The sequence below is a fragment of the Herbiconiux sp. genome (assembly GCF_023264855.1).
Lineage (GTDB): Bacteria > Actinomycetota > Actinomycetes > Actinomycetales > Microbacteriaceae > Herbiconiux.
The window spans coordinates 14,762-36,045 of the sequence record NZ_JAHFUW010000051.1 but is presented as its reverse complement, the minus strand read 5'-3'; the positions used below and the strand labels follow the sequence as shown (position 1 = coordinate 36,045).

The 21,284-nt window shown below is 70.0% G+C and carries 20 protein-coding genes; 1 reads left to right on the top strand and 19 read right to left on the bottom strand.

Going from position 1 to position 21,284, the window contains the following annotated elements; translation table 11 throughout:
• From Q0D75_RS17240 to Q0D75_RS17165, 16 genes are all read right to left on the bottom strand, one after another.
• On the bottom strand, positions 1-472 hold a 472-nt coding region (locus tag Q0D75_RS17240), incomplete at its 3' end, for a pyruvate kinase (RefSeq protein WP_291056209.1).
• Positions 473-559: 87 nt separating this feature from the next.
• Positions 560-2,017, bottom strand: a complete 1,458-nt coding sequence (locus Q0D75_RS17235) for a glutamate synthase subunit beta (protein ID WP_291056206.1) — start codon at positions 2,015-2,017, stop codon at positions 560-562.
• Positions 2,010-6,629, bottom strand: coding sequence for a glutamate synthase large subunit (gltB, locus tag Q0D75_RS17230; RefSeq protein WP_291056203.1), 4,620 nt, complete (start codon positions 6,627-6,629; stop codon positions 2,010-2,012). The genes Q0D75_RS17235 and gltB overlap by 8 nt, the downstream gene beginning before the upstream one ends.
• Positions 6,630-6,822: 193 nt before the next feature.
• Positions 6,823-7,641: a tryptophan synthase subunit alpha gene (trpA, locus tag Q0D75_RS17225; RefSeq protein ID WP_291056200.1), complete on the bottom strand. Its 819-nt coding sequence runs from the start codon at positions 7,639-7,641 to the stop codon at positions 6,823-6,825.
• Positions 7,638-8,864: a tryptophan synthase subunit beta gene (trpB, locus tag Q0D75_RS17220; RefSeq protein ID WP_291056197.1), complete on the bottom strand. Its 1,227-nt coding sequence runs from the start codon at positions 8,862-8,864 to the stop codon at positions 7,638-7,640. The genes trpA and trpB overlap by 4 nt, the downstream gene beginning before the upstream one ends.
• Positions 8,861-9,634, bottom strand: coding sequence for an indole-3-glycerol phosphate synthase TrpC (gene trpC, locus Q0D75_RS17215; protein WP_291056195.1), 774 nt, complete (start codon positions 9,632-9,634; stop codon positions 8,861-8,863). The genes trpB and trpC overlap by 4 nt, the downstream gene beginning before the upstream one ends.
• Positions 9,635-9,639: 5 nt before the next feature.
• A complete protein-coding gene (locus Q0D75_RS17210) occupies positions 9,640-9,870 on the bottom strand; it encodes a DUF6704 family protein (protein ID WP_291056192.1) in 231 nt (76 codons plus the stop codon).
• Positions 9,871-9,969: 99 nt separating this feature from the next.
• Positions 9,970-10,761 (bottom strand): Trp biosynthesis-associated membrane protein, encoded by a 792-nt coding sequence (locus Q0D75_RS17205; protein ID WP_291056189.1) that lies wholly within the window; start codon positions 10,759-10,761, stop codon positions 9,970-9,972.
• Positions 10,761-12,293, bottom strand: a complete 1,533-nt coding sequence (locus Q0D75_RS17200; protein ID WP_291056185.1) for an anthranilate synthase component I — start codon at positions 12,291-12,293, stop codon at positions 10,761-10,763. The genes Q0D75_RS17205 and Q0D75_RS17200 overlap by 1 nt, the downstream gene beginning before the upstream one ends.
• A gap of 38 nt (positions 12,294-12,331) precedes the next feature.
• Positions 12,332-12,709, bottom strand: a complete 378-nt coding sequence (gene hisI, locus Q0D75_RS17195; protein WP_291056183.1) for a phosphoribosyl-AMP cyclohydrolase — start codon at positions 12,707-12,709, stop codon at positions 12,332-12,334.
• Entirely contained in the window at positions 12,706-13,467 is a 762-nt protein-coding gene (hisF, locus tag Q0D75_RS17190; protein ID WP_291056179.1) for an imidazole glycerol phosphate synthase subunit HisF, read from the bottom strand. The genes hisI and hisF overlap by 4 nt, the downstream gene beginning before the upstream one ends.
• Positions 13,467-14,306, bottom strand: a complete 840-nt coding sequence (gene hisG, locus Q0D75_RS17185; RefSeq protein ID WP_291056176.1) for an ATP phosphoribosyltransferase — start codon at positions 14,304-14,306, stop codon at positions 13,467-13,469. Before hisG ends, hisF begins: the two co-directional genes overlap by 1 nt.
• Positions 14,307-14,356: 50 nt before the next feature.
• Positions 14,357-14,620, bottom strand: a complete 264-nt coding sequence (locus Q0D75_RS17180; RefSeq protein WP_291056173.1) for a phosphoribosyl-ATP diphosphatase — start codon at positions 14,618-14,620, stop codon at positions 14,357-14,359.
• Positions 14,621-14,633: 13 nt separating this feature from the next.
• Entirely contained in the window at positions 14,634-15,299 is a 666-nt protein-coding gene (gene rpe, locus Q0D75_RS17175; protein WP_291056171.1) for a ribulose-phosphate 3-epimerase, read from the bottom strand.
• 40 nt (positions 15,300-15,339) lie between these two features.
• A complete protein-coding gene (locus tag Q0D75_RS17170) occupies positions 15,340-15,759 on the bottom strand; it encodes a PIN domain nuclease (protein WP_291056169.1) in 420 nt (139 codons plus the stop codon).
• Positions 15,756-15,977 (bottom strand): antitoxin, encoded by a 222-nt coding sequence (locus Q0D75_RS17165; RefSeq protein ID WP_291056167.1) that lies wholly within the window; start codon positions 15,975-15,977, stop codon positions 15,756-15,758. Before Q0D75_RS17165 ends, Q0D75_RS17170 begins: the two co-directional genes overlap by 4 nt.
• Before the next feature lie 213 nt (positions 15,978-16,190).
• Between Q0D75_RS17165 and Q0D75_RS17160 the strand changes: the two genes are divergently transcribed.
• Entirely contained in the window at positions 16,191-16,526 is a 336-nt protein-coding gene (locus Q0D75_RS17160; protein WP_291056165.1) for a hypothetical protein, read from the top strand.
• A 14-nt stretch (positions 16,527-16,540) separates the two neighbouring features.
• On the opposite strand, the gene Q0D75_RS17155 is transcribed toward Q0D75_RS17160, so the two are convergent.
• Genes Q0D75_RS17155 through Q0D75_RS17145 form a run of 3 tightly spaced genes read right to left on the bottom strand, consistent with a single transcriptional unit; the run spans position 16,541 to position 21,284 of the window.
• Positions 16,541-18,016: a transcription antitermination factor NusB gene (locus Q0D75_RS17155; protein WP_291056162.1), complete on the bottom strand. Its 1,476-nt coding sequence runs from the start codon at positions 18,014-18,016 to the stop codon at positions 16,541-16,543.
• Positions 18,013-18,927 (bottom strand): methionyl-tRNA formyltransferase, encoded by a 915-nt coding sequence (fmt, locus tag Q0D75_RS17150; protein ID WP_291056159.1) that lies wholly within the window; start codon positions 18,925-18,927, stop codon positions 18,013-18,015. The genes Q0D75_RS17155 and fmt overlap by 4 nt, the downstream gene beginning before the upstream one ends.
• Positions 18,924-21,284 carry a primosomal protein N' gene (locus tag Q0D75_RS17145; RefSeq protein WP_291056156.1) on the bottom strand — a complete coding sequence of 787 codons (2,361 nt, stop codon included), beginning with the start codon at positions 21,282-21,284 and terminating at the stop codon, positions 18,924-18,926. The genes fmt and Q0D75_RS17145 overlap by 4 nt, the downstream gene beginning before the upstream one ends.

Here is a 21,284-nt window from a genome sequence, read left to right as displayed (position 1 = left end):
GGTTGATGCCCTTGTTGTTCGACACCGCACCGGGGACCTCGACGCGCGTCGTGACGACGGTGCCGTCGGTCTCCAGCACGCGGAGCCCCACCTTGCCGTCGTCGATCAGCAGCGGGTCGCCAGGAGCGACGTCGTCGGGCAGGCCCTTGTAGGTGGTGGAGGAGATCTCCTTGTTGCCGATGATATCGTCGATGGTGATCTTGAAGATGTCACCCTCGGCGAGGTCGTAGGGGCCGTTCTCGAACTTGCCGAGCCGGATCTTCGGGCCCTGCAGGTCGACCAGCACGGCCACGGCGCGGCCGGAGTCGTCCGCCGCCTGGCGCACGTTGCGGTAGACGGCCTCGTGCACGTCGTAGCTGCCGTGGCTGAGGTTCATCCGCGCGACGTCGACGCCCGCGTCGATGATGGCCCGGATGGTTTCGTAGGTCGACGTCGCCGGCCCGAGTGTTGCGACGATCTTCGCGCGTCTCATCAGTGTGTACTGCTCCGAAATCTGCGCCGAGGCGCATGGTGTGGTGGTGGTGGGAGGAGGTTCAGGATGAATTCGGTTGGGAGGCTATCAGACCGAGATGGCGCGGTCGGTCGGCTTGACCGGGAACGGCAGCTCCGTCTTACCTTCCAGGTAGCGGTCGACGGCCGAAGCGGCCGCGCGGCCCTCGGCGATCGCCCAGACGATCAGCGACTGCCCGCGGCCCGCGTCGCCGGCCACGAACACGCCGGGGATGGTGCTCTGGTAGTCGCCGTCGCGCTCCACGTTGCCGCGGGCGTCGAACTGCGGGCCCAGCTGGCCCGAGATCTCGTCCGACTCCGCTCCCGTGAAGCCGAGCGCCAGCAGCACCAGGTCGGCGGGGATCTCGTGCTCGGTGCCGGCCTTGGGAACCCGGCGGCCGTCGAGGTATTCGGTCTCGGCCACGCGGATGGCGCGCACCTCGCCCTGGTCGTTGGAGAGGAACTCGACCGTGGAGGCCAGGAACTTGCGCTCGCCGCCCTCTTCGTGGGCACTGGCGACCTCGAACAGGTTCGGGAACATCGGCCAGGGCTGGTTCTCGGGCCGCTCGGCCGGCGGCTGCTTGCCGATGGCGAGGTTGGTGACCGAGAGAGCACCCTGACGGTGCGCGGTGCCGATGCAGTCGGCTCCGGTGTCGCCACCGCCGAGCACGACCACGTGCTTGCCCTCGGCGTCGATCTGGCCGAGGATGTCGTCGCCCGCGCCGACCTTGTTCTGCTGCACGAGGTACTCCATGGCGTAGTGCACGCCGTCGAGGTCGCGGCCCGGGATGGGCAGGTCACGCGGAACGGTGGCCCCGGTGCAGACGATCACGGCGTCGTAGCGGGCGCGCAGGTCGTCCCAGGTGATGTCGACGCCGATCTCGATGCCGGCGCGGAAGCGGGTGCCCTCGGCCATCATCTGCGTGAGACGGCCCTCGAGGTGCTTCTTCTCCATCTTGAAGTCGGGGATGCCGTAGCGCAGCAGGCCGCCGATGCGGTCGTCGCGCTCGTAGACCGCCACCGTGTGGCCGGCCCGGGTGAGCTGCTGGGCGGCGGCGAGGCCCGCGGGGCCCGATCCGACGACCGCGATGGTCTTGCCGGTGAGACGCTCCGGCGGATGCGGGGTCACCCATCCGTTGGCGAAGGCCTGATCGATGATCGAGACCTCGACCTGCTTGATCGTCACGGCGGGCTGGTTGATGCCCAGCACGCACGACGACTCGCAGGGCGCCGGGCACAGCCGCCCGGTGAACTCCGGGAAGTTGTTCGTGGCGTGCAGCCGCTCGATGGCCTGACGGCCCTCGTCGCGCCAGGTGAGGTCGTTCCACTCCGGGATCAGGTTGCCGAGCGGGCAGCCGTGGTGGCAGAACGGGATGCCGCAGTCCATACAGCGCCCGGCCTGACGACGGATCGTCGCGGCGTCGCCCTGCTCGTAGACCTCTTTCCAGTCCATCAGCCGCACGGAAACCGGCCGGCGGGCCGGGAGCTCGCGCTCCTGCGTCTTCAGGAAGCCCTTGGGATCAGCCACCTGTCACCTCCAAAATACGTCCCCAGACGACGTCGCCGTCGGGATCGAGTCCTTCTTCGACCGCCGTCTGCCGGGTGGCGAGCACCGCCGCGTAGTCACGCGGCAGCACCTTGGTGAAGGCGGAGATGGTCGTGTCGAAATCGGCGAGCATCCGGGCCGCCAGCGGCGATCCGGTCTCGGCCTCGTGACGCTGCAGCAGGTCGCGCACGATCTCGATGTCGGCGCCACCGAGCGGCAGCAGCTGCAGCTCGCCGGAGCCGAGCGAGTCGGCGTTCACCCGCTCGGGGTGCAGGTCGTGGATGTAGGCGGTGCCGCCGGACATGCCGGCGCCGAGGTTGCGCCCGGTCGATCCGAGGATCAGCGCGAGGCCACCGGTCATGTACTCGAGCGCGTGGTCGCCCACGCCCTCCACCACCGCGGTCGCGCCGGAGTTGCGCACCAGGAACCGCTCCCCCACGATGCCGCGCAGGAACATGCTGCCGCGGGTCGCCCCGTAGCCGATCACGTTGCCGGCGATCACGTTGCGCTCGGCCGGGAACACCGACTCGCGCGAGGGGCGCAGGATGATCTGCCCACCGGACAGGCCCTTGCCCACGTAGTCGTTGGAGTCGCCCTCCAGGCGCAGCGTGATGCCGCCGGGGAGGAACGCGCCGAGCGACTGACCGGCCGAGCCGAGCAGCGTGATCTGGATCGTGCCGTCGGGCAGGCCCTGTTCGCCATGGCGCTTGGTGACCTCGTGACCGAGCATCGTGCCGACCGCACGCTCGGTGTTGCGGATCGGCAGCGTGATGGCCACCGGCTCGCCGTGGTCGAGCGCGGAGACGGCCTCGTGGATCAGGCGCACGTCGAAGTGCTTCTCGAGCTCGTGCTCCTGGCCGCGGGCGTTCGAGCGCGGCTCGTCGTCGGCGAAGTCGGGGCCGACGAGGATCGGCGCGAGGTCGAGACCGTCCGTCTTGAAGTGCTCGATCGCCGCGTTGACGTCGAGCAGCTCGTTGCGTCCGACGATCTCCTCGATCGAGCGGAAGCCGAGCTCGGCGAGGTACTCGCGCACCTCCTGGGCCAGGAACTCGAAGAAGTTCACCACGAACTCGGGCTTGCCCGAGAACCGGGCGCGCAGCTCGGGGTTCTGCGTGGCCACGCCCACCGGGCAGGTGTCGAGGTGGCAGACGCGCATCAGGATGCAGCCCTCCACCACGAGCGGAGCGGTGGCGAACCCGAATTCCTCGGCTCCGAGAAGAGCGCCGACGATCACGTCGCGGCCGGTCTTCATCTGACCGTCGACCTGCACGACCACGCGGTCGCGCATCCCGTTCAGCATCAGGGTCTGCTGGGTCTCGGCGAGGCCGATCTCCCAAGGCGTTCCCGCGTGCTTCAGCGAGTTGAGCGGGCTGGCGCCGGTACCGCCGTCGTGGCCGGAGACGAGCACCACATCGGCCAGGGCCTTGGTGACGCCGGCCGCGACCGCGCCGATGCCGTTCTGGCTCACCAGCTTCACGTGCACGCGGGCCTCGGGGTTGGCGCGCTTGACGTCGAAGATGAGCTGCTTGAGGTCTTCGATCGAGTAGATGTCGTGGTGCGGCGGCGGCGAGATGAGGCCGACGCCGGCCGTGGCGTGCCGGGTGCGGGCGACCCACGGATACACCTTCGTGGGCGGCAGCTGGCCGCCCTCGCCGGGCTTCGCGCCCTGCGCCATCTTGATCTGGATGTCAGTGGCGTGCGTGAGGTACATGCTCGTCACGCCGAACCGGCCGGAGGCGACCTGCTTGATGGCGCTGCGCCGCTCGGGGTCGAGCAGGCGGTCGACGTCTTCGCCGCCCTCACCCGTGTTCGACTTGCCGCCCAGGCGGTTCATCGCGATGGCGAGCGTCTCGTGGGCCTCTTTCGAGATCGATCCGTAGCTCATCGCTCCCGTCGAGAAGCGCTTGACGATCGACTCGACCGACTCGACCTCGTCGATCGGCACCGCCGGGCGCACGCCGGTGCGCAGCTTGAACAGCCCTCGCATCGTCATCAGGTTCTCGGCCTGGTCGTCGACCAGCTGGGTGTACTCGCGGAAGATGTCGTACCGGCGCGCACGGGTCGCGTGCTGCAGCCGGAACACCGTGTCGGGGTTGAACAGGTGCGGCGGGCCCTCGCGGCGCCACTGGTACTCGCCGCCCACGGCCAGGGGCTCGTGCACGGTGATGGCGCCGTCTTCGGGATAGGCCGCGGCGTGACGGGCGGCACTCTCGGCCGCGATCACGTCGATCCCGACGCCGCCGAGCTTCGACGAGGTGCCGGTGAAGTACTCGCTCACGAAGTCGGGGGCGAGCCCCACGGCCTCGAAGGTCTGCGCGCCGGCGTAGGACGACACCGTCGAGATGCCCATCTTCGACATGATCTTGAGCACGCCCTTGCCGAGCGCCTTGATCAGGTTCTTGACGGCCTTCTCGGGCGTGACGCCGGTGATGACGCCGGAGCGCACCAGGTTCTCGCACGTCTCCATCGCGAGGTAGGGGTTCACCGCGCTCGCGCCGTAGCCGATCAGCAGCGCGACGTGGTGCACCTCGCGCACGTCGCCGGCCTCGACGATGATGCCCACCTTCATCCGCGTCTGCTTGCGGATGAGGTGATGGTGCACACCGCCGAGCATCAGCAGGGAGGGAACCGGCGCCAGGTCTTTGTTGGAGTCGCGGTCGGAGAGCACGATGAACTGCGCACCGGCCTCGATCGCCTCGTCGACCTCGGCGCACATCGCCGCGATGCGGTTCTGCATCGCCTTGGGGCCCTCGTCGACCCGGTACAGGCCCTTCACCGTGGTGGTGAGGCGGCTGCCGGACGACGGGTCGATGTGCTGGATCTTCGCGAGCTCGTCGTTGTCGATCACCGGGAAGTCGAGGATGATCTGGCGGCTGTGCTCGGGCGTGGCGTCGAGCAGGTTGCGCTCGGGGCCGAGGCCGAGGCGCAGGCTCGTGACGACCTCTTCGCGGATGGAGTCCAGCGGCGGGTTCGTCACCTGGGCGAACTGCTGCGTGAAGTAGTCGAACAGCAGGCGCGGGCGCTGGCTCAGCACGGCGATCGGGGTGTCGGAACCCATCGCGCCGAGGGGCTCGGCGGCGTTCTTCGCCATCGGCGTGAGAAGGATGCGCACCTCCTCCTCGGTGTAGCCGAAGGTGCGCTGGCGACGGGTGACCGAGGCGGGGGTGTGCACGATGTGCTCGCGCTCGGGCAGGTCGCGCAGGTTGATGCGGCCCTCGTCGAGCCACGCCGCATAGGGCTCGGCCGCGGCGAGCTCGGCCTTGATCTCGTCGTCTTCGATCAGGCGGCCCGCAGCGGTGTCGACCAGGAACATCTTGCCGGGGCGCAGACGGCCCTTGCGCACGACCTTCGAGGGCTCGATGTCGGGGCTCACGCCGATCTCGCTGGCGAGGATGACCAGACCGTCGTCGGTGATGAGGTACCGGCCGGGGCGCAGGCCGTTGCGGTCGAGCGTGGCACCGACGAGCGTGCCGTCGGTGAAGATGAGCGCGGCGGGGCCGTCCCACGGCTCCATCAGCATGGAGTGGTACTCGTAGAAGGCGCGGCGGGCGTCTTCGAAGTCGGTCTGGTTCTCCCAGGCCTCCGGCACCATCATCATGATGGCGTGCGGCAGCGAACGGCCGGCCAGCGTGAGCAGTTCCACCACCTCGTCGAACGACCCGGAGTCGGACAGGCCGGGCGTGACGATCGGGTAGAGCGGGCTGAGGTCGCCGAGCAGCTCGGACTCGAGCTGCGACTGCCGGGCGCGCATCCAGTTGCGGTTGCCCTGCACGGTGTTGATCTCGCCGTTGTGCGCCATCATCCGCAGCGGCTGCGCGAGCGGCCACGACGGGAAGGTGTTGGTGGAGTAGCGCGAGTGCACGAGAGCCAGCTTCGACGCGAAGCGCTCGTCGGAGAGGTCGGGGTAGAACGGCTCGAGCTGCAGCGTGGTGACCATCCCCTTGTAGGTGATGGTGCGGCACGACAGCGACATGAAGTACACCTTGTGCTCGAGCTCGGCGCGCTTGCGCAGGCGGAACGCCTGGCGGTCCAGCGGCAGGCCCGACAGGGTGGCTCCGGATTCGGTGGTGCGGGTCGACTGCACGAACAGCTGCCAGATGGCCGGCATGGCGTCGCGGGCGAGACGGCCGAGCTCGTCGGGGCGCACGGGCACCTCGCGCCAGCCCAGGATGCGCAGGTCTTCCTGCTCGGCGAGGCCGGCGATGGTGTCCATGACCGCGCGGCGCTCGGCCTCATCCAGCGGCAGGAAGGCGTTGCCGACGGCGTAGCGGCCCACCGGGGGCAGCTCGGCGGGGGCCACGGCGCGCAGGAACGCATCCGGGATCTGGGTCAGGATGCCCGCGCCGTCGCCGGTGCCCGCGTCCGAGCCGATCGCACCGCGGTGCTCGAGGTTGCGCAGCGCGCCGAGCGCGGTGTCGATGATGTCGTGACCGGCGGTGCCGCGGAGCGTGGCGACCATGGCGAGGCCGCACGCGTCTTTCTCGTCCGCCGGGTCGTACAGGCCCTGAGCGGCCGGGAGAGCGCTGAAAGCGAAGGCCGGAAGCGCGCTGGAAGCGAAGGGATTTCCGGGATACTTCTGGCTCGATTCGGCCATGGAGAACCGTCCTCTGCGTGTTTCTAAGGGAACTGGGACATCGATGGCCCATGACTATCAGGAATTCCGCTGCTGATCTACGCGGACGAGGGAATGCGCACCGATTTCACTTGTGGCGCTCGGGTCGGTCGATTCTACCTCAGCGGGCGGCATCCGCGGTTACGGCGACCCTGACCGCCTCACCGGGCGGTTCTCAGCGGCGGGTGCCGGCGGCGAGTTCGGCGGCGAGCCGGCCGACGGCCGGGACACCTCCGTCGGAGAGGGCCTTCACCAGGGCGGACCCGACGATGGCGCCGTCGGCGTAGCCCAGGATCTCGGCGATCTGCTCGGCGGTCGAGATGCCGATGCCGACGCACAGGCTGTCGCCGCCCTGCTCGCGCAGGCGCGCCACGAGGCTGCGGGCGGCGGCGTCGAGGTCGGCCCGGGCACCGGTGATGCCCATCGTGGAGACGGTGTACACGAATCCGCGGCTGTTCTCGATCGCCAGGCGCAGTCGCTCGTCGGTGGAGGTGGGGGCGGCCAGGAAGACCCGATCCAGGCCCGTGCGGTCGCTCGCGGCGAGCCAGTCGGCGCCGGAGTCGACCGTGAGGTCGGGGGTGATCAGGCCTGCGCCGCCGGCCGACACGAGGTCGTCGGCGAAACGGTCGACACCGTACTGCAGCACCGGGTTCCAGTACGTCATGAGCAGCACCGGAGCATCCACCCGGGCCCGGATGCGCTCCACGGCCGTGAAGGCGTCCTTCAGACGGATGCCGCCCTCCAGCGCCTTGACCGTCGCGGCCTGGATGACCGGCCCGTCCATCACGGGGTCGGAGTAGGGCAGGCCGAGCTCGAGCACGTCGACGCCGTTCTCGACCAGGGCCACGGCCGCGTCGATGCTGGTGTCGAGGTCGGGGAAGCCCACGGGCAGGTAGCCCACGAGGGCACCGGCGCGGTCGGTGTTGGCCGTCGCGATGGCGGAGGCCACGGGCGAGGCGGCGAGAGGCCGGCTCGGAGTCTGCACGTCGGTCATGCGGTGATGTTCCCCTGCTCGTCGAGCACGTCGAAGTAGCGTCCGGCGGTCTCCACGTCTTTGTCTCCCCGGCCCGAGAGATTGACCAGGATGGTGGCATCCGGCCCCAGCTCACGGCCGAGCTCGAGAGTGCCGGCGAGGGCGTGCGCCGACTCGATGGCGGGGATGATGCCCTCCGTGGTGCAGAGCAGGCGGAACGCGGCCATCGCGGCCTCATCGGTGATCGGGCGGTAGTTCGCCCGGCCGATCGAGGAGAGCCAGGCGTGCTCGGGCCCGACGCCCGGGTAGTCCAGGCCCGCCGAGATCGAGTGGGAGTCGAGGGTCTGGCCGTCGTCGTCTTGCAGCATCATGCTGCGCGAGCCGTGCAGCACGCCGGGCCGGCCCATCGTGATGGTGGCCGCGTGTTTCAGCGTGTCGACGCCGTCGCCGGCGGCTTCGTAGCCGTAGAGGCCCACCGAGGCGTCGTCGAGGAAGGCGTGGAAGATGCCGATCGCGTTCGATCCGCCGCCCACGCAGGCCGTGACGGCATCCGGGAGCGCACCGGTCAGGTCGATGACCTGCTGGCGCGCCTCCTCGCCGATGACCTTGACGAAGTCGCGCACCATCACGGGGAACGGATGCGGGCCCGCGACGGTGCCGAGCAGGTAGTGCGTGCTCTCCACGTTCGCCACCCAGTCGCGGAAGGCCTCGTTGAGCGCGTCCTTCAGGGTGCGGGTGCCGCTGGTGACCGGGATGACCTCGGCGCCGAGCAGGCGCATCCGGGCCACGTTCAGGGCCTGGCGCTCGGTGTCGACCTCGCCCATGTAGACGACGCACTCCATGCCGAAGAGGGCGGCCGCGGTCGCCGTGGCGACACCGTGCTGGCCGGCTCCGGTCTCGGCGATCAGCCGGTTCTTGCCGATCCGCTTGGCCAGCAGGGCCTGCCCGAGCACGTTGTTGATCTTGTGCGAGCCGGTGTGGTTGAGGTCTTCGCGCTTCAGCAGGATGCGCGCTCCCCCGGCGTGCTTCGCGAAACGCGGTACCTCGGTGATGATCGAGGGCCGGCCCGTGTAGGTGCGGCCGAGCTCGGCGAGCTCGCGGTGGAACTCGGGGTCGGCCTTGGCCAGCTGGTAGGCGGCGTCGAGCTCGTCGAGGGCCGCGATCAGCGACTCGGGCATGAATCGTCCGCCGAAGTCGCCGAAGAACGGGCCGGCCTCGTCGCGGAGAGAAGTGGTGGCGGTCATACGGAGAGGAACTCCTTCAGTGTCGCGACCGGATTCTCTCCGGTCACGAGGGCTTCGCCGACGAGCACGACATCGGCTCCGGCTGCGCGGTAATGGGCCACGTCGGCGGCGTTCTTGACGGCGGACTCGGCCACCTTGATGGTTCCGGCCGGGATGCGGTCGGCGAGCCGGCCGAACAGGTCCTGGTCGAGTTCGAAGGTGCTGAGATTGCGGGCGTTCACGCCCAGCAGTTCGGCACCGAGGTCGACGGCGCGCGAGACCTCGACGGCATCGTGCGTCTCGACCAGCGGAGTCATCCCGAGCGAGCGGATGAATTCGTGCAGGCGCACGAGCGTCGGCTGGTCGAGCGCGGCGACGATCAGCAGCACGAGGTCGGCTCCGGCCGCGCGGGCCTCGAGCACCTGGTACTCGGTAGCGATGAAGTCTTTGCGCAGCACCGGCACGCTCACCGCGGCACGCACGGCTTCGAGGTCGGCCAGGGAACCCAGGAACTTGCGCTGCTCGGTGAGCACGCTGATGGCGCTGGCGCCGCCGGCGGCGTACCGCGCGGCGAGGTCGGCGGGATCCTGGATCGTGGCCAGCGACCCGCGCGAGGGGCTCGCGCGTTTCACCTCGGCGATCACCTTGATCTGCTCGGCGGGCGCGAGGAACGACAGGGCATCGAGTGCGGGTGCAGCGGCCAACGCCGCCGCCTCCACCTCGGCGAGGCCAGTGGCCGTCTGCCGCTCCGCCGCGTCCTCGAGCGCTCCGGCTACGAGATCGGCGAGCACGTCGGTCAGTGCTCCCTGGCGAGTGTGCGCGAGCCGTTCACGCCGTAACCGGCCCTGGACAGCGCGAAGCCCAGGATGAAGCCGAGCAGCGTCAGCCCCGCCGCAGCCCAAACCAGCCAGACGATGGCGAAGAAGAACGCGACCGTGCCAATGGCGATGCCGACCAGCGACACCACGACGGCGGTCCAAGCGGCGAGCGAGTGGCCTTCGCCCAGTTCTTCCTCTTCGTGGCTCATCGTTCTCTTCCTGTCTCGGCGGGTGGTACCTGCAAAAGTCTACCGGTGCCGGGGAGCGGTTCGGGATGACCGGTCAGCGAGCCGGGTCAACGGGTCGGGTCATCGGGTCGGGTCTGTTCCCCGGGTCAGATCGTCCCAGTTGTCGACCGCGGTGTCGCGGGAGAGCGTCGCGGCCCCCTCGGGATCGTCGGCCGTCTCGGGCGCGGATGCGGCATCCGGAGCGTTCTTCCGGCCCGGCTGCCCGTCGCCCGGCTCGTCGTCGCCCGGCTGCTCGTCGCCCATCTCCTCATCGAAGAAGTCGCCCGGATCGCTGCTGCGACGCCCGTCCGCCCCTTCGAAGGTGACGGCCTGGTAGCGGCGGCCGGCGGCGGGCCAGCGCCGCACCGTGGCGATGATGAGCAGTCCCGCCAGCACCATCACGGCGCCGAAGAGAACGGTGAGCGCGGGCCAGACGCTCGTCGAGGCCGGGGTCACGAGTTCGCGGATGGAGGCGGTGCCGGCCACACCGGTGCTCGAGGTGACGACGGAGGCGCCGACGCCCACCGGATCGGCGATCGCGCCGATGGCGGACCACAGCACGCTCGCGCCGAGCAGTACCTCCAGCGCACCGAGCACGATCCGGATCAGCGGGCCCGCGATGGCCAGGGCGCCCGCCAGGGCGAGTCCGGCGAGCGACAGGGCCGACAGGGCGGGGGCCGCGGCCGACCCGGGCACGTCGAGGGTGGTCTCGGTGTTCGAACCGGCGATGAGGGTGAGGGAGCCCCAGGACTGCGACCAGGCGAGGAAGGTGAGTCCGCTCGCCACCAGCACGACCAGGATCGTCAGCAGCTTGAGGCGGCGGCCGGATCGCTCCGCGGTGGACCGCTCGGGGTTCGTGACGGCGCCGGTCATCAGCGCACTCGCGTCATGGCGTTCGCCACGGCCACCGCGCGAAGCGGGGCCGCGGCCTTGTTCTGCGATTCCTGGAACTCGCTCTCCGGATCCGAATCGGCCACCAGGCCGCCACCGGCCTGCACTCGGGCCACGCCGTCGCGGATCATCGCGGTGCGGATGGCGATCGCGAGATCGGCGTCGCCGCCGAAGCCGAAGTACCCCACGACGCCCCCGTAGACCCCGCGCTGCGAAGGCTCGAGCGCGTCGATGATCTGCAGCGCCCTCGGCTTCGGAGCACCCGAGAGGGTGCCGGCCGGGAAGGTGGCGCGAAAGACGCCGATCGCGTCGACGCCCTCGCGCATCCGCCCCTCGACCGAGGAGACGATGTGCATGATGTGGCTGAATCGTTCGACCCGCATGAACTCGGTCACCTCCACCGACGAGGCCTCGCACACCTTCAGCAGGTCGTTGCGGGCCAGGTCGACGAGCATCAGGTGCTCGGCGCGTTCCTTCTGGTCGCCGAGCAGCTCGTGCTCGAGGTCGACGTCTTCCTGCGGGGTGGCGCCGCGGGGCTTGGAACCGGCAATCGGATGCGTGTGCGCCTGGCCGTGCACGACCTTGACGAGCGCTTCGGGACTGGACCCGACGATCTGGTAGGGCTCGCCGTCGGTGTCGACCAGCGTCAGCAGGTACATGTACGGGCTCGGGTTGAGCGTGCGGAGCACCCGGTAGACGTCGAGCGGATGCGCGGTGCAGTCGAGCTCGAAGCGCTGCGCGATCACCACCTGGAAGATGTCGCCCTCGCGGATGTGCTCCTTGGCGACCTCGATGGCGGCCAGGAAGTCGTCGTGCTCGGTGCGGTGCGCGGGCTGGCCCACGACGCCGAAGTCGGCGGTCGCGAGCCAGGCCTCGGCAGGGCGGCCGATGCCCGACTGCAGCCGATCCAGTTGCGCCTGAGCGGCGTCCCAGAGCGCGTCGGACTCGTCGTCGCCGTCGGCGAGGGCCGTGACGACGAGCTGCACGGTGCCGAGTTCGTGGTCGACGACCACGAGTTCGGAGACGAACGAGAGCCCTTGGCTCGGCAGCGGATAATCGGCCGGCGGACGGTTGGGCAAGTGCTCGATCTGGCGCACCGACTCCCAGCCGATGAAGCCGACGAGGCCTCCGGTGAGCGGCGGGTGATCGGCGACGGCGGGGGTCTTCCAGGTGTCGTAGAGCGCACTGACCGCCTCGAGCGGGCCCTCGGGCATGCCCTCCGGGAAAACCCGCCCGACCGGCAGTCCGAGGTCGATCCAGGCCGCACGGTCGTCCGCCTCGGTCAGCAGACCGAAACTGGAGACGCCGATGAACGAGAACCGCGACCAGATGCCGCCCTGCTCCGCGGATTCCAGGAGGAAGGTGCCGGGCCGGCCGTCTGCGAGCTTGCGGTAGATGCCGACCGGGGTCTCCCCGTCGGCGAACAGGTCGCGGATCACGGGGATCACGCGGTGGCTGTGGCGCAGCTCGTCGAACTCGGCGCGCGTCGTGCTGGCGGTCGAAGTGGTTGTCATGGTCTGTTCCGTCGAGGGCGAGGGGTGGTTGGAGTATCTCAGGTGGAGGGCGAGCCCACGACCGGCGCCAGAGGATCGACGTCGAAGCAGCGGCGTGCACCGGTGTGGCAGGCCACGCCGATCTGGTCGACCTGCACGAGCAGGGTGTCGGCGTCGCAGTCCAGCGCGGCGCCCTTGACGAACTGGGCGTGCCCGGACGTGTCGCCCTTCCGCCAGTACTCCTGGCGCGAGCGCGACCAGAAGGTGACCCGGCCCTCCGTGAGCGTGCGGCGCAGCGCCTCGTCGTTCATGTAGCCCAGCATCAGCACCTCGGAGGTGTCCCACTGCTGGATGATCGCCGGCAGCAGACCCTTGTCGTCGAAGCGCACACGCTCCAGGATGCCGGCGACCTCGGTGACCGTGTTCTCGGTGCTCATCGGACGAGCACACCTTCCTTCTTCAATTCGTCTTTCACGTCGCCGACCGTCATCTCACGCAGGTGGAAGACCGAGGCCGCGAGCACGGCATCCGCACCCGCCTTGATGGCCTGCCCGAAGTGCTCGACGCGGCCTGCCCCGCCCGAGGCGATGACGGGAACGGTGCTGAGGTCGCGCATCAGGCCGACCAGCTCGAGGTCGAAGCCGTCTTTTGTGCCGTCGGCGTCGATCGAGTTGACGAGCAGTTCGCCCGCGCCGCGCTGCACGGCCTCACGAGCCCAGTCGAGGGCGTCGAGCTCGGTCTCGCGGCGGCCTCCGTGGGTGGTGACGACGAATCCGGATGCCGTGGCCGGCGACCGCTTCACGTCGAGCGAGAGCACCAGCACCTGCGCGCCGAAGCGGTCGGCGATCTCGTTCAGCAGGGCCGGTCGCGCGATCGCGGCGCTGTTCACTCCGACCTTGTCGGCGCCGTGGGCGAGCAGCTTGGCCACGTCGTCCGTGGTGCGCACTCCCCCGCCGACGGTGAGCGGGATGAAGACCTGCTCGGCGGTCTGGCGCACCACGTCGTACATCGTGTCGCGCGCATCCACCGTCGCGGTCACGTCGAGGAAGGTGAGTTCGTCGGCGCCCTGGGCGGAGTAGAGCCGGGCCAGTTCGACCGGGTCGCCCGCGTCGCGGAGGTTCTCGAAGTTGACGCCCTTCACCACGCGGCCGGCCGCCACGTCCAGACACGGGATGACGCGTACCGCGAGCGACATCAGATTCTCGCGGCGTGGATGGAGCTGACCAGGATGGCGCGGGCGCCCACGGCGTACAGGGCGTCCATCACCTGGTTGGTGTCGCGGCGCGGCACCATCGAGCGGACGGCGACCCACTCGGGGTCGTGCAGCGGCGAGATGGTGGGCGACTCGATGCCCGGGGTCAACGCGCACGCGTCGTCGAGCTGCGCGATCGGCACGTCGTAGTCCATCAGAACGTACTGCCGGGCCACGAGCACGCCCTGCAGCCGGCGCATCAGCGTCTCCTCGCCCGGGTTCGCGGTTCCCGAGCTGATCAGCACCGCGGTCGATTCGAGGATGACGGGGCCGAAGATCTCCAGGCCGGCCTTGCGCAAGGTGGAACCGGTCGACACGACGTCGGCCACGGCATCCGCGACACCGAGGCGCACGGCCGATTCGACCGCGCCGTCGAGGCGGATGAGCGTGGCGGTGATGCCGTGACCGGCCAGGAAGGTACCGACCAGGCCGGGGTAGCTGGTGGCCACGCGGGCGCCCTGCAGATCGGCGAGCTCGATCGACGTGCCCTCGGGCCGGGCGAACCGGAAGGTGGAGCCGCCGAAGTCCAGCGACGCGGTCTCGGTGGCGGTCGACTCGGAGTCCAGCAGCAGGTCGCGGCCGGTGATGCCCACGTCCAGCGCTCCGGAGCCGACGTAGGTGGCGATGTCGCGGGGGCGGAGGTAGAAGAATTCGACGTCGTTGCGCGGGTCGAGCACGACCAGTTCGCGAGGGTCACGACGGCCCTGATAGCCCGCCTCGGCGAGCATCTGGGCGGCGGTCTCGGACAGGGAGCCCTTGTTGGGCACCGCGATCTTGAGCATTGTGGGGTCTTTCAGAGAAGAGGGGAAACGAGAGGGAGGGATGCCGCGGTTCAGAGATGTCGGTAGACGTCTGCGGGCGTGAGCCCCTTGGCGAGCATCAGCACCTGCAGGTGGTAGAGCAGCTGCGAGATCTCTTCTGCCGTGTTCTCGTCGGTCTCGTACTCGGCGGCCATCCAGACCTCGGCGGCCTCTTCGACGATCTTCTTGCCGATGGTGTGCACGCCGGCGTCGAGCTCACGCACCGTGCCGGAACCGGCCGGACGCTCGACCGCCTTGGCGGAGAGCTCGAGGAACAGCTCGTCGAAAGTCTTCACGGGGTCAAGGCTACTAGTCGTGGCTGTGCTCGGTCGCCAACGAGCGCAGGTGGTCGATCTGCGCGGAGGCGCTCTCGGCGCCGAACACGCTGGATCCCGCCACGAAGGTGTTCGCGCCGGCCTCGGCGGCGATGGCGATGGTGTCGTCGTTGATGCCGCCGTCGACCTGCATCCAGACGTCGAGTCCGGATGCTCGAACAGCGTGCGAGAGCCGGGACAGTTTCGGCATGGTCGACCCCATGAACGACTGCCCGCCGAAGCCGGGTTCGACGGTCATGACGAGCACCAGGTCGAACTCGGGCAGCAGCTCGAGGTACGGCTCGACGGCGGTGCCGGGCTTCAGGGCGATTCCGGCTCGGGCGCCCCGCTCACGGAGGGCACGGGCCAGCTTCACCGGATCGGCGGCGGCTTCGGCATGGAAGGTGACCGAGTAGGCGCCGGTCTCGGCGTAGAGCGGCGCCCAGCGGTCGGGGTCGTCGATCATCAGGTGCAGATCCAGCGGAACCGGCGACACCTGCTGCAGCCGCTCGACGACCGGGAGGCCGATCGTGAGGTTCGGCACGAAGTGGTTGTCCATCACGTCGATGTGCGCCAGATCGGCGTTCGCGATGCGCCCGAGTTCGGCCTCGAGGTTCGCGAAGTCGGCGGACAGGATGCTGGGATGGATGCGGATCGGCACCCGTCAACGTTATCCGGTCTGCCACGTCATCCGATCGATGCTACTCGGCGGGTGCGGCCAGCTGGAGTCGTTCCACGCGCACGCCTGTCAGCTCGCTGATCGTCTCGAAATCGGGGTCGACGTGCAGCACGACCAGCCGATTGAGCTCGGCCGTGGCTGCGATCAGGATGTCGACCAAGGACGGGCCGCGGTGCAGCCCCCTCTCCGCGAGGAGCCGCTGGATCTCGATCGCGCGCTCCTCGACAGCAGGCGTGAAGTGTTCGATCGTCAATGCCGAAACCGGAACAGTGGTGATGATCGTCTTCAGATCACTCGCTGAGCGCGCGGAGTATCCGAGTTCCAGCCTCGTCGCGGAACAGACCCGCACGAGTCCGCGCTCCAGGCGCTCCGCCCACGCAATGGGATCGGCGGACCGGCCTAGTCGAACAAGAGCCGACTTGTCGATGAGCCACTCACTCATCGCCACGCAGCATCCATGAGTTCGGGATCGAGCAGGTCTTGCAGCCGCACGTCCGAGGCAGCGAGATCGGCAGGCGTGATGTGGGCCCGGGTTCGAGTCGATTCGCGCAGAAGCTGTCGTCGCACGTACTCGACTCGGGAGAGACCGATCCGATCGGCGTGGGAGTCGATCTCGGCGATCACATCGTCCGGCACATTTCGAATGAGGATGTCAGTCATGAGGATTCCTTTCGTAAGCGATATCAGACGCTACCACGCCGCACGCATCATGTCACGTCATGCACAACAGGACTCGGGCGGAAAGTTATCCACAGATCGGGACGGATCGCCGGCGGCGGGCGTGCAGAGGCCCAAGATCGGCCCATGACAAAAACTCGAAATCGGGCGGACTCCGCTTCGCCCGTCACGACCGACGAGCTGCTCCTCGATTTCTTGGGCGAGTTGATCGGCGCCGCGGTGCTGAGCCGGGTGTGGCTGCTCTTCTTCGACGATGAGCACCGGCCGCGGCCTCTGATCATTCCGGTGGACGACATCGAACTCGATCTGATCGACGAGACGGGGTTGCTGTCCGTGGCGACGCTCGCCGGTGAACTGGCGCGGATGGCCGCCGCCGCGGAGGTGGTCGTCGTCTGGGAACGCCCGGGGGCGAACCGGCTCACGATCGGCGAGCGGGCGACCGTCGATGCCTTGAACCGGCTCTTCCCACCGATACCGATCCGGCTCCGACGACAGATGCTGAGTCACGACGACGGCGTGTCTCTGCTGTGACGAACGTCAGAACGTCAGGCGGTGGTCTTGCGGAACAGGGCGATGAACATGGCGTCGGTCGTGTTGCGGTGCGGCCAGAGCTGCACGGCGGCGTCCGGGCCGCCGAGCACCACGGCGTCCGAGGTGATCTCGCGCAGCACGTTCTGGGCGTCGAGCTGCTCGAGTTGCCCGTCCCAGCGACGCAGGGCGCCCTGCACCTGGCCGCGGGTCTCGGCGACATGCGGCGAGCAGGTCACGTAGGCGAGCAGGCCTCCTGGCTTCAGCGCCCGCACGGCGGAGTCGATCAGCCGCTGCTGCAGCGCCACGAGCTCGGCCACGTCGCCGGGGGTCTTGCGCCAGCGCGCCTCCGGTCGGCGCCTCAGCGCTCCCAGACCGGTGCACGGCGCATCGACCAGGATGCGGTCGAACGACTCCGGCGCGTCGGTTCCGATCGCGGTGCCGTCGCGTTCCCACACCTCGGGCGGTTCCGGCAGCGCCTCCACCGCTCGGCGCACGAGGCCGGCTCGTGCCGGCACGGGCTCGTTGGCGATCACGACGGCCCCGCCCAGGCGGGCCTCGGCGGCCAGCACGGCGGTCTTCCCGCCCGGTCCGGCGCAGAGATCGAGCCAGCGCTCCCCCGCCTCCACCGGCCGGGCCCGGCTGAGGGCGAGGGCGGCGAGCTGCGAACCCTCGTCCTGAACACGAGCGGTGCCGGCGTGCACGGCCGCGATCCCGGCGGGGTCGCCGGTCGGCGCGCGCAGCCCGATCGGCGAGAGGGGTGCGGGTTCGGTTCCCTCGCCGACCTCCTCGCGGTCGATCAGGCCGGGCAGGGCCGCCAGGCTCAGCCGTGCCGGGGTGTTGTCAGCCTCCAGCAGGTCGTCGAGTTCGAACGCGAGGTCGGTGTCCGAGACACCGTCGGCCGTCAGCGCACGGCGGAAGGCACGGATGATCCACGCGGGATGCGAGGAGGCGACGGCCAGGCGCTCGTCGTCGTCCGCAGCCGACTCCATCGCCCGGTCGAGCCACTCCGAGGCCGGTGTCCGGGTGATCCCGCGCAGCACTCCGTTGACGAAGCCGGTCGCCGAGCGGGAGGCGTGCTGCCGGGCGAGCTCGACCGATTCGTTCACGGCGGCGTGGGTCGCCGTGCGCATCGAGATCAGCTGATGCGCGCCGAGCTCGAGGATGTCGCGCACCACGCCGTCGATCTCGTCGATCGGGCGCCCCGACGCCAGCTCGATCACGCGGTCGTAGTACCCGCGCAGGCGCAGCGTGCCGTAGGTGAGCTCGGTGGCGAAGCCGGCATCGGACGTGTCCAGGCGGGCGGCAGCGATCTTGGTGGGCAGCAGCAGGTTCGCGTAGGCGTCGTCTTCGCGAACCGCGGTGATCACCTCGAGCGCGATCCGCCGGGCGGGCTGCACAGCAGCCGGCCGGTTCGAGGGTGTGGCGGGCTTCCGGCGCTCCGGGCCCCGGGCACCGGGGCGCCCATTCCGGGTGTTCTTCGAGTCGCTCATCGGGCGGTCATCCTCTCGGCTCCGGCGCCTCGCCACCAGTCGGCGGCCGACATGGCCTTCTTCCCGGCGGGGTGCACCTGCAGCAGTTCCAGGGGGGTGGTCGCTGTGCCCACGTAGATCCGGCGCCCTTCGGCGATCACCGCTCCGGGCTCCAGAACGGGCCGGTCCCAGGCCGGCGCGGCGTCGAGGATCTTGACCCGCAGCCCGTCGATCTCGGTGAACGCTCCCGGCTCGGGAGTCACCCCCCGCAGGCGTCGGTAGACGACCTCGAGCGGCCGGGTGAAGTCGAGACGGGCGTCGTCGATGCCGAGCTTGGGGGCGAGAGTGACCTCCCCGGTCTGCTCGACCGGGCTCCGGCCGCCGGATGCGATCACGTCGACCGTGTCCACGAGCTGCTGAGCGCCGGACTCCGCCAGGCGTCCCAGCAGGTTGCCGGAGGTCTCGTTGGCACCGATCGGGGTCGAGGTCATCGACCAGACCGGTCCGGCATCCAGACCGGGCACGAGCTGGAAGACGGTCGCGCCGCTCTCGGTGTCTCCCTCGATCACCGACCACTGAACGGGCGCGGCACCGCGCCATCGGGGAAGAAGCGAGAAATGGAGGTTGACCCAGCCGGAGCGTGGGGTGCTGAGCAGGGGTTCGCGCACGAGACCGCCGTAGGCCACGATGACGCCGAGATCGGCGTCGAGCGCAGCGATCTGCGCGGTGACGGCGTCGTCGAGGCGGTTGGCCTTGATCACGGGCAGGCCGAGCTCGTCCGCGGCCACGGCGACGGGCGAGGGCGTGAGCACGCGCTTACGGCCGAGCGGAGCATCCTCGCGAGTGACGACTGCGACGATCCGGTGGTGCGGCACCAGAGCCTGCAGGCTCGGCACGGCCACCGCGGGGGTGCCGGCGAACACGAGCTTCATTCCATGATCTCCGAATCGTCGAGTCGCACGCGCAGGGTGGGTGGCGGGCGGTAGGCCGAACCGCGCCCCGTCTTCGGGCGGCGGCTGGTGGCGTTCTTCACCACGAGTGCACGCAGGTGGCGAGCGAGGGAGGTGCCGATCGAGTAGTCGAAGCGCACGATGGCACGCACCATGCCGTCGTCGGCGGGCACCGGTCCCAGGGTATCCATCTTCTCCCACTCGGCCTGGGTGAGCAGCGAGCGCAACTCGGTGAGCGCCAGAGCGACGGTGTCCGGCGAGCCCGTCAGGGTCGCCAGACGGACGGCGGGCGGAAACCGCAGAGTACGCCGGTCGACCAGCTCGCTCGCGGCCACGCTCTCCGGCTGCCAGGTGACGAGACTCCGTGCCAGCTCGCCCCCCACACCCACGAGCATCGTCGTGGCGCGGGGGGCCGAGAGCGCGATGGCGTTCGACCACCAGCGCAGGCAGTCCTCCGCCACGCGAAGAGACTCGCGGGCCAGCATCCGCGGGCCGTCCAGCAGCAGAACGGCCCGGTATCCGCCGGTCGCGATCGGCTCGGCGCCGCGCGTGGCCACCACGAGAGCCGGGCGGTCATCGACCGTCAGCAGGTTGCGCTCGCCGTCGGACACGATCACCCGCACTCCCGGAAAGGCGCGGCCCAGCTCGTCGGCCGTGCGCCCCGCACCGATCGACGCGAAGCGGAGTGTGGTGCCCGCACAGTGCGAGCAGTGCCAGTTCGCGGCGATCGCGCCGCAGAGCGAGCAGGTGGGGCGCTCGCCGGCGCGGGCGACTTTGAGCGGCCCGCCGCAGACCGTGCAGGATGCGGGCGTCGAGCAGGTCGTGCAGGCCAGCACCGGCGCGTAGCCGGGCCGGGCCACCTGCACCAGCACGGGCCCGCTCTCGAGGGCCTTGCGGGCCGCGGTCCAGGCCGAGCTCGGGATGCGGGCGGCGTTCTGCGGGGCGTCCGCGTCGTCTTGCTCGGCGGTCGGCACGACCCGGGGCAGGTATCGGGGCGTCGGGAACACCGGATGCAGGAAGCCGAGCTCGACCAGGCGCTCCACCTCGGTGCTCCGCGCGTGGGACAGGAACGCCAGGCGTGCTCCTGACTGCTCCTGACGCACCAGCGCGGCGTCGCGCAGATGCACGTACGGGGCGAGCGGTTCGCTCTGCAGCGGGTCGCCGTCATCCCACACCACGATCTGGCCGAGCGACGAGACCGGCGCGTAGATGCTCGACCGGTTGCCCACCACGATGTGCGGCGCACCGTCGAGGGCCGTCAGGAAGTTCGCGTAGCGGTCGGGGCGGGCCTGGCGGGCGTCCAGGCGAACGACCACGTCCGCCAGCCCGAGAGACTCCAACGCCTGCTCGATCGAGGTCTGGTCGCGATAGTCCGGGACGGCGACGATGGCGGACTCGCCGCGCAGGTAGGCGGCCGCAGCCAATTGTGCCGCCGTCAGCGCCCAGTGGCCGACGGTCGGCCCGTCCCCGGGCGCGCGGGCACCCGCGCCCGACGCACCGGCATTCGGCGTGACCGAGTGCGACGCACCGGCATCCGGCGTGACCGAGTGCGGCGCACCACCCGCACTCCACGGCACGAGTTTCACCACCGTGGCGATCGCCGCGATGGCGCTGCGCGCACCCGGTTCGGCGAGGTGGCCGGCATCCGTGTCGGAATAGCCCGTCAGTGTCACCTCGCGAGGCGCGCCCTCGGCCACCGGCGAAGACCCGACCGGAACCGCCGAACCGGCTGTAACTGCTGACCCGGCCGACTCCACCGACCCGGCCGGAACCGCCGAACCGGCCGATTCCACCGATCCGCTGGACCCGCTCGGCTCCGACGGCTCCACCGACCCGCTGGACCTGCTCGGCTCCGCCGACTCCGCTGACTCCGGCGATTCCGCCGACTCCGCTGACTCCGCCGACGCTGCCGTGCGCGCCACGAATGCCTTCTCCACCCGCACGAACCGGGGCGGAACCGCCAGCCGCACGATGTCGCAGGCGCTGCCGGCCGCCCGATCGGCGAGCCGGCGGGCCAGCGCCCACACGTCGGGCGTCAGCACCGGCACCGGCGACACGATCTCGTCGAGGTCACTCAGCGTGCCCTTGTGCTCACCCTCGTGCGCGAGTTCGATGATGTACCCGCGCGCGGTGCGTCCGGCCGAGCGCAGCGGCACCTTGACCCGCACCCCGGCCGCGGCATCCGGAACCAGAGCAGCCGGCACCCGATAGTCGAACAGCCTGTCCAGCTGAGGCAGCGGAGACTCGAGCATCACCCGCGCGACGAGTGTGCCCTCGGTGGTCGTGCCCTCGCTCGCCGCGTCGGCGCCGCCGCCCGGCAGGGCGAGGTCGCCGGCCAC